Origin of the sequence: Bradyrhizobium sp. CCBAU 45389 (assembly GCF_028128625.1) — a bacterium.
Taxonomy (GTDB): domain Bacteria; phylum Pseudomonadota; class Alphaproteobacteria; order Rhizobiales; family Xanthobacteraceae; genus Bradyrhizobium; species Bradyrhizobium liaoningense_B.
This window is the reverse complement of sequence record NZ_LBIY01000098.1, coordinates 666,978-682,533: the sequence shown is the minus strand read 5'-3', so window position 1 is coordinate 682,533 and position 15,556 is coordinate 666,978. Positions and strand designations below refer to the sequence as shown.

At 57.1% G+C, this 15,556-nt stretch carries 14 protein-coding genes; 5 read left to right on the top strand and 9 right to left on the bottom strand.

Going from position 1 to position 15,556, the window contains the following annotated elements:
* On the bottom strand, positions 1-117 hold a 117-nt coding region (locus tag XH79_RS43355; RefSeq protein WP_442870023.1), incomplete at its 3' end, for a DUF6894 family protein.
* 206 nt (positions 118-323) lie between these two features.
* On the opposite strand from XH79_RS43355, the gene XH79_RS39190 reads away from it, so the two are divergent.
* Complete coding sequence (locus XH79_RS39190; RefSeq protein ID WP_271585176.1) at positions 324-608, top strand: hypothetical protein; 285 nt, start codon at positions 324-326, stop codon at positions 606-608.
* Between the two features lie 399 nt (positions 609-1,007).
* Here XH79_RS39190 and XH79_RS39185 read toward each other — a convergent pair whose 3' ends face one another.
* From XH79_RS39185 to XH79_RS39155, 7 genes are all read right to left on the bottom strand, one after another.
* The gene (locus tag XH79_RS39185; RefSeq protein ID WP_212337750.1) at positions 1,008-2,363 is read right to left on the bottom strand and encodes a tyrosine-type recombinase/integrase; all 1,356 of its coding nucleotides are present in this window, start codon (positions 2,361-2,363) and stop codon (positions 1,008-1,010) included.
* Positions 2,364-3,961: 1,598 nt separating this feature from the next.
* Positions 3,962-5,398, bottom strand: a complete 1,437-nt coding sequence (locus tag XH79_RS39180; RefSeq protein ID WP_271585175.1) for an undecaprenyl-phosphate glucose phosphotransferase — start codon at positions 5,396-5,398, stop codon at positions 3,962-3,964.
* A 175-nt stretch (positions 5,399-5,573) separates the two neighbouring features.
* Positions 5,574-6,461 (bottom strand): hypothetical protein, encoded by an 888-nt coding sequence (locus tag XH79_RS39175; RefSeq protein WP_271585174.1) that lies wholly within the window; start codon positions 6,459-6,461, stop codon positions 5,574-5,576.
* 313 nt (positions 6,462-6,774) lie between these two features.
* Positions 6,775-7,062 (bottom strand): hypothetical protein, encoded by a 288-nt coding sequence (locus tag XH79_RS39170; RefSeq protein WP_271585173.1) that lies wholly within the window; start codon positions 7,060-7,062, stop codon positions 6,775-6,777.
* A gap of 41 nt (positions 7,063-7,103) precedes the next feature.
* Positions 7,104-7,961 carry an acyltransferase family protein gene (locus XH79_RS39165; protein ID WP_271585172.1) on the bottom strand — a complete coding sequence of 286 codons (858 nt, stop codon included), beginning with the start codon at positions 7,959-7,961 and terminating at the stop codon, positions 7,104-7,106.
* Positions 7,958-8,986, bottom strand: coding sequence for a hypothetical protein (locus XH79_RS39160; protein ID WP_271585171.1), 1,029 nt, complete (start codon positions 8,984-8,986; stop codon positions 7,958-7,960). Before XH79_RS39160 ends, XH79_RS39165 begins: the two co-directional genes overlap by 4 nt.
* Before the next feature lie 14 nt (positions 8,987-9,000).
* Positions 9,001-10,230: an O-antigen ligase family protein gene (locus XH79_RS39155; protein WP_271585170.1), complete on the bottom strand. Its 1,230-nt coding sequence runs from the start codon at positions 10,228-10,230 to the stop codon at positions 9,001-9,003.
* 188 nt (positions 10,231-10,418) lie between these two features.
* Here XH79_RS39155 and XH79_RS39150 point away from each other — a divergent pair, with 188 nt between their 5' ends.
* The 4 genes from XH79_RS39150 (at position 10,419) to XH79_RS39135 (ending at position 14,206) form a co-directional block, all read left to right on the top strand.
* Entirely contained in the window at positions 10,419-11,984 is a 1,566-nt protein-coding gene (locus tag XH79_RS39150) for a hypothetical protein (RefSeq protein WP_271585169.1), read from the top strand.
* Positions 11,985-12,089: 105 nt separating this feature from the next.
* Positions 12,090-13,016: a glycosyltransferase family 2 protein gene (locus tag XH79_RS39145; protein WP_271585168.1), complete on the top strand. Its 927-nt coding sequence runs from the start codon at positions 12,090-12,092 to the stop codon at positions 13,014-13,016.
* 60 nt (positions 13,017-13,076) lie between these two features.
* Positions 13,077-13,802, top strand: a complete 726-nt coding sequence (locus XH79_RS39140; protein WP_271585167.1) for an FkbM family methyltransferase — start codon at positions 13,077-13,079, stop codon at positions 13,800-13,802.
* A 134-nt stretch (positions 13,803-13,936) separates the two neighbouring features.
* Entirely contained in the window at positions 13,937-14,206 is a 270-nt protein-coding gene (locus XH79_RS39135) for a hypothetical protein (RefSeq protein WP_271585166.1), read from the top strand.
* A 58-nt stretch (positions 14,207-14,264) separates the two neighbouring features.
* Here XH79_RS39135 and XH79_RS39130 read toward each other — a convergent pair whose 3' ends face one another.
* Positions 14,265-15,536, bottom strand: a complete 1,272-nt coding sequence (locus XH79_RS39130; RefSeq protein WP_271585165.1) for a lipopolysaccharide biosynthesis protein — start codon at positions 15,534-15,536, stop codon at positions 14,265-14,267.
* Between the last annotated feature and the right edge of the window lie 20 nt (positions 15,537-15,556).

The window sequence follows — 15,556 nt, the reverse complement described above, 5'->3', positions numbered from 1 at the left end:
ATCGCCTAACGCTCTCGCAGCTTCGATCTCGGCCGCCTTCTGATCGGCGAGCTCGAGTCCTTCTTCGTCGGGATAGAGGTCTTGGCCGTCTCTGATGTCGAAGTAGTACCGGGTCATCACGCGCTCCTCTGCAGGCGGGAGCGCGCGTTGTCTCTCAGTCACCAACGCCCATAGTCGGCTGTTGTCGGTGATGCCTGACAATATGAGTAAGGCGACGACGTTCCAAGCTAAATTCCTTTTCGCTCAGAGCTTTCCTGGGGAACTCGTGATCGAACAGCGGATTGATTTGGACAGGCATGCGAGCAGCTGCGCCCGACGAAGCAATGGACGCAACTGTGATGGTGGCCAGCCATTACGATCGATCGATCTGTTCGCACGCGCTATTCGCCTCAGAAAATCAGGCTGCGAACGTGACCGGCAGGCGCAGTACTGGTGCTTTTGAGTCGCGCGCGTTCGTGCAATTTGAGGGCAACAAGATGATGAAGGACGAACACGCGGCTCGGGCCTTGCGCCAGGCCAACGAGCTGTTCAAGCAGGTCGACGCGACGAAAGAGGTGAGTGACTACGAAAAAGCGCAACAGTCATTTCATGAAAACCGCGAGCGTTGAAAGCGGAGCGATTGGCTCGCGAGGCCAAACCGAGTCGTCGACCTGATTAGGAACCCGTTCGTGCGCCGGCGGTACTCGACGTCTGGAATGGAGAGGCACTCCAGTGGAAGAGGAGGGCCATCGTCAGCGCCCAAACGCTGACAGTTGAAGTCGCGATGTTTTGGGGGCGCACAAGCAACGATGCAGCCGACACGCAATTTGCCTGCCTATCGGGCGAGGCTGAGTAGCGGCAAGGCGATCGTAACGTTCACGCCATCGTCGAGCCACGAAACCGGCGTGGCAACAAACATCGTTTGGCGAGAGCGCAGACGGCGGGCGCAGGTCATGCCACTATTCTGATGCTTGATGTATCGTAATCCTCCCATAAGATCGCGTGCGGGAGTATAAACCCTGCTCAGGCTAGGCTGCCCGCCAAAATTCTTCTCGATCGAGATCGGTTGACGTCTCGAAATCCTGGGTTGCTCGTCGACCCGCTCCGTATCCCAGCCAATTCCGCAGGGCGCGATCATTTGTAAACGATGCCCCTAGAGCGGTGAACACTGTGCTACTGATCGCTTGTTGCTGGCTGCGTAGGTGATCTTCAAGAAGCTTGTGTCGAGTAACGTAGCCAGCATTAACGCCGGGGATCGAATGGTTCATCAAGAGCTTTGCATCGAACTCGGAGACACCAGCGGCTGTGGCGATGGTTCGAAATGTTTGACGTAGATCGTTCCCCCACTTCGAAAGCGTGTCTCGATCCTCCTTGGTTTCTGCTATGTGCCCTGACTCGCTGTCGGCGGGGAATACCCATTCTTTCGCTTGGGTCGGATACATCTTCATACCGAACCGAATTGCGCGAACGAGACACAGGATCATCTGCCGCGACAGCGGAATGTCGAAAGCCCGCTTCCTACCACCCTTGGGCTTTGAGATGTGCAGCGTTCGCCGCCGAAAATCAATGTGAGCCGGCTTAACCTCCTGCAACGCGGTTGGTCTGGACCCCGAAAGCAGCGTGAACAAGTGGAATTCGCGGCGGACTGGATTGTCGAGGGTAGCCAACTCCGCGAACCATCCCTTCAGATCGCGGTTGCCCATTCCGGTGTCGCGGCGCTCCTCACGGTTCCAGTCGACAGCGTCTGCGGGATTGTCGGGGGGCAGAGACCGGTTAGTCTTGCGGGCGTGATTGTAGATTGCGCGCAGCGTTCGCATGCTGCCGTTCGCCATGTACGGGCCATTCTTCTTAGTGGTCTCGTCGTGTTTCTTGGCCACTCGCGCCGGGTCCATTCCGAGCTCCCGCAACGGAGCGTCCAGCCAGTCAATAAAGACCCGCTCGACGTGGTCGCGATAGCCACTTATCGTCTTTTCGCTCCGACCTTTCCTAATGAGATGGGCCTCCAGATATCGTTGCCAGGCCTCCCGAAGCGTTATTTCGGCCGCGGGCATACTATTCGGGACGGTTTCACCAGCGTTGGGCCGAACCTCTTCTTTCGCCGGTTTTGGGTGCTTCCCCTTACTGATCTGGGCCAGGTATTCCTTCGCTGTCGCGCGCGCAGTCCGGGTCGACATCTCCGAAGTGTCCCCGATAGACACCCTGACAGATGAGGCGCGCTTTCCATTCTGTCGGAGATCGCCCTGGACCGTAAATGTCCGTTTTCGCTTTCCGACGACGACGAAGAAGCCCTTGAGCTCGGTGTCGCGCGCCAGATACCAGCCATCTTTTGGAGTAGGCAATTGGGCAATCGTTTTGTCGGTCAGGAGAATGCGAATGTCGGCCATATGAGTGTCCTGAGGCGCTAAAACGGTTCTCAAACGGTGATGATGAATTGAGGTGTTTGAAGGTTTGAGTGCGAAGGACTGCGAAGCTATGCGAGAAAGGCCTGCAAACAAAAGGGGATTTGAGAAATCGTCGTAGTGTGGCGCGCGTTCAGAAACAGCAGCGAATTGATCGTGTTGAACTCTTAATCAGCGGGTCCCAGGTTCGAGCCCTGGTGCGCCCACCATATAAAACGCCTTCCTTTTCAATAAATTACGAGAATAGTCGTCAAGAACAAAACGGGTCTTGTGCGACGTTGTAGTCGAACGTGGCAGCGCGACCTTGCTTCTGTGTCTTCACCCCATTCGATACAGCGCGCAAATCCGATGGTATAGGCCGACCTACGTGCTCGGCGTGGAGTAGGATATTGGGGGCGAGCTAAACGGACGACCTGTTCTGCCCGCCGCCGCCGGGCACCGCTTGCTGAACAACCAGAACCGGAATGTTCCATTTGCTCTCCCGCTACCAATCGTACGATTTTTTTAAGCCAGTTTCCGTTACCCGATTCCCGAAGATCCCAGTCTTCCCTGATCGCTGATGAAGACCAATCAGACCGTAACGCTACACCGCGGCGAGGCGGCACCGCGCCGTTCGCCTTGAGCGGCCGGCCGCGCGGGGGCTCTGATGGTGCGCCTCGTCAGCGACGGTACAGTGCGCCAACCGTTCCGGTCTCGCTAGCACACGCAGGAGGAAGGAAGTGGAGGCTGCCTTTCAGACACGCCGCTGCACAATCCACTCTGAAACCTGGACCGCAAGTGAGGGGTGACTGGCCAGAGTGAGGCGCCGAAGATGGCCGCTGTCCAGTTCGATAACCACGGCAGAGGGTGACGAGGCCAACACAATGGTGTTTATGATCGTAGCGTCTCCCAAAACGATAGGCAGATCAGTGCCGACCGGCGGAAAACGCTCCAGCTTGACGCTGGTCGTCAGCCAGACCGAGGCGCCAGTTGACAGCGTCCAATAATGGGTGTGCGCCGCCCAAGCCAATGTTTCACCGCTATCGATTGCGGGCCGTTGGTAGGTAAGTTGCCCCGAAGAAACCTGATCGATATCAAGGCCGGATCAGCGACAGATTGTCGCTCGCGCGTCGTTCATGCGGCCCGTGTAGAGGTGACGTTTCTTCGCACGGCAGAGTCATCGTTCTGGTTCCAGTCACGCTGCGTCAGGTCCCGATCTCGGTGGCGAGATCCATCGCTTTACGTTCCAGCTTCACGGCAGCACGCAGAAGCGTGCTGAAAGAAAAATGGCGCGGTGAGGAAGAGCTCGCGCGGAGGTTTCTTATCTCCTTGTTGGCCGCTTGGGGCCCGCGCGAGTCGGAAATGGAGACGATGCCAAATCCAGTTGGACGCGCGGTGGGAGCGCATACGTGGCGAACACCGTCTGCTCTGTAGTGTTGCGCACTTGAGCGTCGGGCCTCTCTCGCTTCGCAGTGCCTGACGGATTGTGACGAGCGGATGTTTGGGACATCACCGAGTCAGTACCTCGCCCAGATATTCCCGCGCTCACTCCGGCATGAATCTCCCCGGCGCGTCGACAATTGCTGTCCGTGCGAAAAGCGACTTCAATAAGCCGCTTCGCTCGAGAGCGTTATCACGGTCAACGCGATGATACGAAGATCTAGCCAAATGCTCCAATTGGTTACATACCAAACGTCGTATTCAACACGCTTCTTCATCAATTCGATGGTTGGTGTCTCGCCGCGGAACCCGTTCACCTGGGCCCAGCCAGTCAGACCGGGTTTTACGTAACGGCGGTAAGCATAGTTGCTGATCGTCTGGTCGTAAAAATTATCATGTGCGAGTGCGTGCGGGCGCGGACCCACCAGCGACATGTCTCCGCGCAAGACATTCCAGAGCTGAGGCAATTCGTCAATGCTGGTCCTCCGCAAGACACGCCCAACTTTGGTGACACGCGCATCCTGTTTGCTTGCCTGTCTAATCTCGGGACCATCCTCCGAGACCGTCATGCTGCGAAACTTCCAGATGTTGAATGGTTTGCCATTGAAGCCGCGACGTGTCTGTTGAAAGATGACGCGGCCGGGCGAATCCAGCTTGATCAGAACTGCCGTCAGGATGAGCAAAGGTGGCAGCAGCAACAGCCCCAGAGAGGCTAACCCAATATCGAGGCCACGTTTCAGGGCACGTTCGCCGATCGAAAGAGGTGCTCGCTGAATTTCGACTGCCACCGTTTCGCCGATGGGCACGAAAGGGCGCGACACGACGTCCGCGATAGTGGAATCCGGCAACAAGCGAACGGCATTCGGCACTTGGCGCAAATGTTGGCTCAGCTTCTTCAACGTCGGGAGCTCGGTCCAGTCGAAGGCGAGGAGAAACTCATCTGCCTCTGCCGAACGGGATTCTCGAACGATTTTCAGGACATCTCGATCCCACTTGGTATCGTCATCCTCCAGCGTCACGTTCAGAACGACGTGACGCACGACCTCGAAGCCGTTTCTACGCAAGTCCTTGAATCGCTCTGATGTGAAGTCAAGCGGCTTTTGGCTGAGTAAGACAACACGCCGCCTGAAAGAGCGGCCTCTGGCAGACGACGAAGCCAGGGTAACCCGCCACGCCGCGCGGTGCGCACCCAGGCCAACGAGGCCCATCACCGCGAACAGGATGATGGTGCCGCGGGACAGAACGGCTGTAGATTTCAGGAGAAAAGCAGTGAATGCGAGAATCGTCAGTGACAACATCCAAACGAGAAGAACCTTACGCGATTGCCAACTCGCATTGAGCAAATTGTGACGGTCGTAACCGCCCTGAATGAATGCGATCGCGCAAAACGCAATCGACACGATCAGGCCGACGCCGACTGAAAGGTCCGGGTCGGGCGGAGCCCCTATGAGCCTGCGATAAATCAGGGCGGCGCCAACATAGCTGAGTAGAACCAGAAGAAAATCGCCTGCCATGATAACGATCGGAAGTGGCGTCTCTAGCGAGCCGCCGCGACCGATCGCGGTCGGGGATACGTGCCTACCGTAAATGACTGAGGACATGATAAGCCTCTTCGAAAAGTTGGCTGCTGCAATGCACTATCTCAAAGCGGAAAGCTCCATGATGAGCTAAGGTCGGTTCGTTGAGAACTGAGCGGCGGTGGTGGGCCGCAGGCGTTGGGTATTTTGAGTGCCGATGTCTATCGCGGTTCGAATCATGAGCCCGGTGCTGCCAGATTTATCGAGGTGCCAGGATGCGAAGGCATGGCGATGGGGAATTCGCGGCGTGCTGCGTGCTCGTCGGCTGCGCTGAGAGCGGCAACTCGGCCAACGGCGGCGGTGGGTTCGCAGCGAATTTGGCGGCACTGCCTGAAAAGAAAAAAAGCGTAGACCAATCCGGGGACAGCTCTACCCAGTTGCTGTTGCCGGCGCCTCTATTGTTAGCGGCGCTGTGCGGCGCGTCCGGAGCTCGCCACCAGTCGGCTCCAACATTGGCGACAACTTTCATGTTCGGGTCAGTGGTCTTCATGTCCATCTGCACATAAACGGAATCCACGCTACCGGCAGCAAAGTTGCCCCGTCTCACCATCCACATCAGATCGTTGCGACCGACTGGAGGACCATCGACAAGAGTGTCGCCGTCGGCTTGCACCTCCGCCTTCATTTGAACAGCCAGACTTTTGGGAGTCATGGCGTCGAAATGAGCGCCTACGATCTCGTTCTCGCTCTGGTCTTGCACGAGGATCCATTCCTGCGTCGCGCGAAGACGCACATAGGTCTTGCTGTTCGATACGAGTATTTTTCCGTTGGGATTGGCGGATGCCGTCGCGCCAAACTTGGGAAAGACTGAAGCTAGTCCCGTGACAGCTGTGAAATCCGAAGGAGGTCCGCCGGCTTCGGGCTTGGAGGTGCCGTTGCACCAGGAGGACGTGTTGGGAACCCCGGCGGGATAAGCTTGACTGTAACCTGGGGTATTCTGTTCGATAACGTTCATCGAGATCCCGGCAATGATCGCTCCGTTTGACGAGCCTTTCGCCGCCAAGGCGCTCTCTGGGGTCGCGACGAGAATTGCGGCTATTCCAATTGGCAAAAGCAAGGTAGGGAGCTTTCGCAACTCGATGTGCACTGCGCATCCAGGCGTCGCAGATGGCAATCGCAGGGCGGAAGAATGGCGCGTGTCAGACATAGCCACCGACCCATAATCAGTTGAGCCTCTCTGCCTGCACTGTAGGTGTCGGAGGTGTCGCGGACTTGACGGACCTCAATATGGGCTGCGCGATTGGTTCTGACGTCATTACCGATGCGTGTAGGTCAATCGGAGTCGCCAGGCCGGACGTCTCGCATTGAGTTCCTCGCCAAGCCAACGTGCCGCGGCCCGCGGCCGAGGGGCGCGCTTGGAAAGCACGGACGTCAGGCCCAATACTCCTGCCATTAGGCAATTACAGGCTATTGCTCGGTTGCGCGCTGTCGTCCTCGGCTTGTCCAATACGTAGATCGTTCGTGATAGAATACCGCGGCGCCGAAAAAGCCGAACGCACCCGCCTAGAAATAAGACTGTCGATGTAGCGACGGGCCGGAGTTTCGATGACAAAGTACGAAAAATAGGCGACGACGAAGATGATGGCATAGCAAATCACGCAAAACATCAACATCCAGCTGGGGGAAGCGTGGATCAGCTTGTCCGCCACTGCATTCATGACCATCAGGACGATGAGCGAGTGCCACATGTATATCGAGTAGGTGAGTTGCCCAAGAGGAGCAGACCGTTTCACAAAAGCCGGAACGGCATGTTTGGGGCATCGGCCGCGACGGCGGTGATCGCGACGACGTAGACGAGCCCCAGTGCAACAAGATGATGGGTGTAGGAGATCATGGCGGCCAGCGACAGTGCCGCCGACAATAGCAATAATGGCCCCGGCGCGGCGAGCTTGCGCGCCTTGTCGCGAAAGCAAAATAGGCAGACGCCGATCATGAAGGACGGGAGCGCTCTCAAGGGGGGCCACAGGTCAACCCAGGAGCGATCGATCGCGTTCCGAGCAAGGTCGATAACGATCGTGGCGACTAGAGTAAGAACCGTTGCGAGCAGAAATCCCAACCTTGATCTCACGCTCATCCAGACGAAAATCGGGAATACAAGATACATCACCATTTCGGCGCCAATCGACCAGGATACGCTGCTGAACGAGATCCCGTTACCGCAGGTCAACATTGCATTCAGGAGGAGCGCAGTTTCTGCAATGCATCGCAATTCGAACGACGGTTCGTGGTTTCCGGCCTTACCAATGGCGACGAATCCGGACCAGAGAACGATTGAGACCAGCAGGGTCAACCAGTGGAGCGGCATCAGCCGCCCTACGCGCCTTCGGAGAAATAAACCGTAACTCGAAAGGGTATCGACCTTTCCGTAGTACACGTGCGCGATCACAAATCCGGAGATCACGAAGAATAGATCGACGAACAAAGCGAGGCCGCTCGGCAGCGTGGATCGAGCAGATTCGGGAAAAAAGAACTCGAAAGAATGGCGAACGACGATGCCAACTGAGGCAACGAATCTTAGCAGGTCCAAGTGCAACATCTCGTCGGATTCGACGCGCAGCGCCGGCAAGTTTCGCCAACTTTTGGTCATGGTATGCCGCTCCATCGCATTGCTCGAGCCAGTGAGACTCCTCGACGAAGTTTGACCAGTGCGCTTAAAGCCAACGCGAGCACAATGAGAGAGTCGTTCGAAAAGGCGTCCGCCACTGCGATCGAGCGGGCAGGGGTAGGGCGCGACCCGGCATTCATGACCTGCTGCTGGTCTTGTCCTGGATGATATGATTCATCATTGCTGCTGGAAACTTTCCGCCCGTTCGAACCAGACGTTGGCTCGTACAACTGATCCATCATGAGATTGTCGCCGCTTCGTGTCGGCCCCGGAGGGAACGGTGGTGTCTTCCTGGGTGGCGTTTCGTTCGCGGAGCTGCGAAATGGTGGAGCGGGACTCGCGCGAAATTCCGCTTCACTCATGGAGTAGAAGCCGATCGTCTTCCACTGGATCGAGAGCGCGATCCAATTACTGCCGCCGACGCCCGGATTGTTGCTATGATCCTCAAGATATGGAGCTGTGGCGTGGCGCCACCAGTCGGCGCCCACCATCGCAATAAGATGCAAGTTCGCGTCGGTGACCCGCATTTCCATTTGAACATAGACGGCATCAACGGTTCCGGCGGGGTAAGTTCCGCGCGCCTTGTACCAAAAGTGGTTGTTATAGCCGGCAGGGGGCGCGTCGAAGGAAATGGTCGTCCCGGGCAGAGTGGTCGCCTTCATGGGAATGGCGACATTCCCGGCGAAGTCCTGGACAAAATGCCCTCCGGTGAGTTGGACCTTCGCCTGGTCCTGAACCAGTTTCCATTCGCCGGACGGCTTGAGGCGAACGTAGGTTTTCGCGTTGGCGACCTCGAGTGCGGCATTCGGATTCGAATAGGGCAGCGCTCCCACCTTCGGATAGACCTGTCCCCAGCCCTCTACCGCACTGAAATCCGCAGGCGGCGACCATAGCCCGCCATCATTCCAGCCTTGGTACCAGTTGTAGCTCGGAGGCACGCCTGCGGGGAATCCTTCACTGTTGCCAGGGGTATTCTGTTTGAGGAGCTCGGAGATCGAGAAGTCCATTGGCCGTGCCTTGCTCATGCTGTGGTTGAGCTGCGCGTCATCCATTTCGGTGATGTAAACCGACCCGCGTAAGAGAAGAACAAGGTCATCGACGTGAAGTTGTCGATCAAGTTCTCGGACAGAAAGTAGATGAGAAGCACGGTATACATGGTTTTCGCCGACCGCTCTTTCAGTGAAAAAACGATGCTGAACACGAAAATCGCAAAGATGATGAAGTTCAACAATCCGTACTCTGCGAGGACGCGCAGGTAATCGTTGTGTGGCGGCAGCGGCAGCACGGTCAACAGACCGGTCTGGCTTGCACCGTAGCCGAACAATATTCCTCCGATCCCCAGCGACGAATAGATCTGCCAAATGTTCGTCCAGTGCGTGATCCGAAAGAACGCCGACATGTCCGTCGTACCCGTTAGATCAATCAACTGCTTTGTTGACATCCGCGCAACGGTGCTCGGATCGAGGCTCCAGATGAGGGCTATCGCATTCAAGCCCGTTAACAGTCGATCCAGTGCACCGACCGCATAGGCCGCCAAGCTGGCTATCACCAACAGCAGAAGGGCGACTAAGACCTGCGGCCTCAACGGGAAGAAGGACCAAAGGCCAATGGAGATGATGGTCGCGAATGCGGGACCAACACGGTTCATGATTGCAGCATTTATGAATTGCGCGATCAAGACCCTGGTTCCGAGCCAGGGGGACAAGGCAAAAAACAGAGCGGAGAAGTAGAGTGCTGCCGTATTCGTGTTCGGAAAATAGGAGAAAACGTCTGGATATTCGATGCCGGTGTAGACCTTCGTCTGGCCGACCCCCCTGAATAATAGGGGCAGAGCGGCGAGTGCATAGATGCACCGCTTCTCCGACCGATGGAGCCGTTCGGGTGTGCTCCGCCCTGCTAGGAAGAACGAGTATATTGATAGCAGTTTCAAAGCATCCGGAAGTTCGAACGCGCCAAAATTCACTAGATAGCTCGTGCCCGTGAACGCACAGGCAAGCAGCAGGAGGATCGTGTAAGGTCCATCTCGCTCCTTCGCTATCAGCACGTGATAGGCTGACCACGAGATGAGCAGCAGGCTTATCGAATTGCTCAGGACGTTGAATACGCTCGACCCGGTAAAGTGGTAGATGAACGTGAGCCAGTTCAGGAACACGAGGCCGAAACAGGTCACTACGAAGAACCGCCCTTGGACGGCCGTCGAGGTGGGAACGAGGTGTGACGTCCCTTCTCGTCCTAGAGTTAGATCCTTCACAGCAACCTTATCCCACATCCTAGGCGTTGCGGTTCCCACGGTGCGCAACTCGACACGCCTAGCCTGCTCGAACTGGCCGGACGCGCAGCGGTCAAGATGTCGACGATCGCTGAATCCGAGTTGACGGCCGTCAATACCGGCCTGCTCGCTTCGGTAGACGCTGCGGTGTCAGAGAAGTGGAGTCGGCGGTGGAACGTAGTAAAGGCACCATACTCGGTAGAACGTTCGGTCTATTATGGCGACGACAGTGGGTTATCTACCTATGCCTGTTCCTGACTTCCAGTGCAGCTTTCCTCTACTACGCGGCCGTTGGTGAGCGTTACGAGGCATATGTACTGTTGCGCGCCGGGCAAGGGATCAAGGAACGTTCGTCCAGTACCACCGGCGCGCCTTTCGGGGAGGGCGTCGACCTTCAAAGCCGCATGGAATCACTGTCGCGCATCGCCAAGATTGATCAGGTGATCTTAGAGGCGGCAAAGAACGTCGGCTACGACAGGCTATCGTCCGATTCGAATCCGACGCTCCTGGCAAGGTTTATGGCATGGGGGAAGGAAATCGATCTCAGGGACGTGTTCGCCAGGGAGCCGGCGGGATCGAAGCCACAGCCAAATGCGCAACCGCCGGAGCCTGCCGAGACGGAGGAAGACATAGAGCGCAACCAGGGGGGAATTCTCAGTCTGCGGGACCGCATCAATGCCAAGCAGGAGGGCCGATCCGACCTGTTGAAGATCACGTTCCGTCACAAGGATGCATCGATTGCGGCGAGTTATCTGAACGAGCTCGCCAATGCATTGGTCGCTGTTCAAAATCTGGACGTTCAAATGCCCGGCGCGCAGGAGTTCTTCCAGCAGCAAACGAAGCGGCTCGAAGAAGAGTCCGAGATCGCCGCTGCCAATCTGAAGCGGTTCTCTGTTGAGGCCTCGATTTATGCCGTCGACGATCAGCGCCAGCTCCTGCTGAGGCGCGCAAGCGACCTGGCTACGCAGATCTCCACTACACGGAGCGCAATCGAGGACAAGAGAGGGCAGAAGCTAGCGATCGCGGAGCAATTGGCGGTCCTGCGGCCGGTTACACAGAACAAAACGGTGAATCGAATGGTGAGCACGCTTGCCGGGCAGGACTCTCGAAGGACCGTTGATGCGTCTGCCAAGCCGCCGGATCAGTTTGAGGATCAACCGCCGTTACTGCTGATCAAGGTCTATCAGGACAATATGGCGACCCTTATGAGATTGAATGCCGATCTTAACGGCCAGACCGAACTCCTGAATCAACTCGGCTCCGAGCTTGAGAATGTGAACAAGGAATTGGCATCGCTCTCTGCAAAGGAGGCCGAATACGGAAGATTAAAGCGCGTTCTCACGACCGCGTCGGCAGCTGCGGCACAATACGCAGGCCGGATCCTCGAGGAGCAGATAAGCTCGGAGGTTGCCAAGAAGAGCCAGCTGTCCAGCCTCAGAGTGGTGCAGAAAGCGATAACGCCAACGGCGCCGGTATTCCCTCAGGTCCCGCACCTCATCGCCTTGGCGCTGACCGGCGGCTTTCTGCTCGGCCTGGGAGGCATTTTCGGGCCAGAACTTGCGAAAAGCACAATCCAAGCCCCGTCAAGTTCCGACGTGAACACGGGAGAGGACGACCCAGTGAATTTGCTCTTGGTCGCTCGGCAAAGGAAGGAAGGGGTGAAAGACCCTCAACTTGCCGGATGGTCAGACTTTAGGGAAGACCCCGGAGGGAGGACACCGGCATCGGTCCGGTAGGCAGGTCGCCCCGACTGCCTCCGCCGAAGGGATGAGCGTAGGAACGGCCGGCTTCCATTTCAATGTCGTGCGTGGGTTTCGGTGCCAAACAAGTGTGACTTTAGCATGAAGATATTCAGCATCTGCTGCGTTCGAGACGAGAACGATATCGTCGGTGAGACATTCGAGGCTGCGCTACGTTGGAGCGATAGGATCTTTGTCTTCGACAATGGCAGCGTCGACGGGACCTGGGAGACGGTTCAGTCCATCGCGGCCCGCAGTGATAAGATCGAGATCGTCGGTCATGATGACCGCACGTTCACCGACGAGCTCCGCGGGGAGATATTCGAAACGCGTCGGAGCATAGCGTCTCCGGGAGATTGGTGGTGCAGACTCGATTCCGACGAGATCTACATTGACGACCCAGCCCGCTTCCTCGCGCGGATCCCCGGCAGCTACGGTTTCGTCCATTCGGCGACGTTCAACTTCTATTTCACTGACGTTGATCTTCGCGACTACGAACAGAGTCCGTCGGATTGGCTCGGAAGGTCGGTGCAAGACAGGCTCAAGTACTATCAGAACAATTGGAGCGAGCCGCGATTCGTCCGCCACCAGAATGATCTCCGCTGGGGCGGGCTGATTTGGCCTCATAATCGCAACCGGACATATCCGTCACGAATCCGGCTGAAGCACTTCCCGTATCGTTCTCCGACGCAGATAGCGAGTCGGCTGGAAATAAGGCAAAGGCAGCCGGCGCTATTCAAGCACGAAGCCAACCGAATGCTCGCGAAGGGTTTGCAGCCCGATTGGGCAGACAAAGGCCCGGCGCCGATGCGCGAGACAGCCTCCTGGCGGGATCGCGTGCGAAAGGCGGTCGAATGCGATGTGGATCGCGGGGATGGGATTTTTCCAACGCGCGACGATCTGATGCCTCCACTTCCGTCGGCGGCCGTCGATCTGGTCAAGGTTGGCTTGCGGCGGACCCACATGGGGCGGGCGATATTGTCGCCGGTGCTCAGGTGGCATCGGCGCCAGTTCAGTTGGCGACGATGATTTTCTTTCCATGCGCGCAGCATTGGCGGCGGCAAAAGCAGGACTCATGGGAGCGGAGACATGATGGTGAAGGACCGGCTTAAATCGATCGTGAGGTCAGCGGGGTATGAGATCCGTCGTCATCATCCAAATTTGGTGGAGTTTCTGCACTCGCGCTCTATCAACCTGGTGTTGGATGTCGGCGCGAACGAGGGCCAGTTCGCGCAGGAAGTCAGGTCGAACGGATATACGGGCAAGGTAGTCTCCTTCGAGCCGGTCGCCGAAGTATTCGAACGACTCGAGAAGAACTGCGCCATAGACAAGAATTGGCATTGTCGAAACATGGCGATCGGTGAGACGATCGGAACCGTCGAGATCAATGTCAGCAAGAATACGGCGATGAGCTCAATCGCCAATCAAACAGAGATCGGTCGTAAGAGCATCTATGAGACTGACGTGATCCGCGTCGACAAGGTGCGGATTGCGACCCTTGATTCTATATACCCGGAGTTCGCCGACGATCGAGTGTTTTTGAAAGTCGACACCCAGGGATTCGAGCAGCACGTTTTGCGAGGCGGCAGCAACTCGCTCCGTCGGCTTCTTGGCGTCCAGCTGGAATTGCCGCTCGTGCACCTCTACGAAGGTACCTGGAAGTTTGACGAGGCGCTTCTTTTCATGCGCGAGGCCGGATTCACCCTGAGCCAGGTGCGACCTGTGACTTACTATTCTCGGGATCCTGTCTCGCTCCTCGAGATGGATTGCATATTCAAACGGACTGAATCCTCTGACGAGGTCAAGTACCACTGACTTCGGGACAAGATGTCCTTTTAATTCGCTTCGGAAATCGGGAGACAAGATCAGCCTCGCAAGAAGGCCTATCGAGCCGACATTTTGGGAGCTTCCGGCGGGGGATAAGAATAAGGTCCAGGGAGTATTTGTCGGTGTCGCAGATCGATTTGGACGGAAATTCATCGCGGATGTTGACCGCGACCACCGGAGGATCACGCCAGCCGGCAGTTGCCCCATCATCGCCCCGCTCCCCTCGAGAGGACTTCGATGAGACCGAGAGCCGATCCTGGATCGGTGGGGCGCTCGAATCGGCGATCTATGGCATCCTGATCGTTCCGCTTGCGATCGTAGTCTGCGCGGTCGTCGCGTTCGCCATTGTGCCGCTGCACTCTGATTCCAGGTGTGACGACAGCTACGAATAGTCCGCGGACGGATGTAGGCCTTATGCGGATTCGAGCGGCCCGAAAGGACCGGCGGCGTTTAGGCTCCCACCCGGCCGGATTCGACGTTCTTGAGTGAGAAACCGAACAAGAGCCAATAGCGCCAAAGTGCTATGATGAGAGAGGTCAGCAGGATCGCTCCGCCAGCTCCGTGGAGGCCGGCAAGTGGCAGCAGCGCTAGCTGCGCCAAAACTAACACACAAACCGAAGCGACATTCGTGACCGTCGTCAACCGATCGCGATGTGCCGTAAACAGGCTGAGGGCACCGAAATCGGCCATGTAGCGAACCGCGAGCGCGGCGACGATCAACCAAAATGCCGACGACTGCGCCGCGAGAGCAGGTTGTCCCAGCCACGGCAGGAGCGCCTGGAACGCCAGGCCGACTGCTATGCTGAGCGTTGCCGTGGCAAGAGCCGTCGTCTGCATGAAGCGCCGGGCCAGTTGACAGTGTGCGGACGCTCCGCCGGACCGGTACGCGCTGATCAGGAGAGGACGCTGCTTCTGCTGAAGGACCAGCGCAAGAAAGGTGGTTGCGGAACTTCCTACCGTCCAGAAAAGAAAGTAGATGCCCGCGACCCTCAGGCCCAAGAACAAGGTGATCAGGTAGCGATCGATGTATTGGCTTGCAATGAAGCCGAGATCGCTTACCAGCATGAGGAAGGACTTCCGGATCGCTTGCGTAATCAATAAAGGCCTGAACGGAAGGGAGAAGCATGCGCGCCACGGCCAGGACCAACTCAGAAAAACGAAAAGTGCGACCGAAACGATGCTTCCTGCCAGCCAAAACCCGAACAGATACGGGAGTGCCCTAAGGTTCGAATCCCAGATAGCGAGCGGAACATAAGCGAGAATCCACGCCGCACCGCGAAGGAAGCCGATAGCATTCGCCGAGAGGTGCTGTTGCAGGCTCGAAAGTAGATAGAAGATATCGTTTCCGACATGTTCAAACATGATTACAGCAACGATCAAGATCCAGAGGGTGGAAGTGCCAAAGGCGATTGTGATCAGCGTAACGATCGACAAGAGCACGACGTACACCGAGACTACAAAACTCCAATAGTGGCGCATGCCGTCGATCATTTCGGCTGCGGAGGCCGTAACAGCGTCGCGCATCAGCAAATGGTTCATCCCGAGATTGACGACGATCGGAACGGCGGCGATGGCGCCAGCCGCAAGACCGTACAAGCCCAGCGACGACAGATCGAGATAACGGGCAATGAAGAGGGCGAGGCCAAATTTGCAGCCCATGACGCTGGCCCGCATGGCGATCACGATCAGATCGGCGAGGTATCGGTTGAATGAAGTAAACATGTCCGCGGTGCTCACAATGC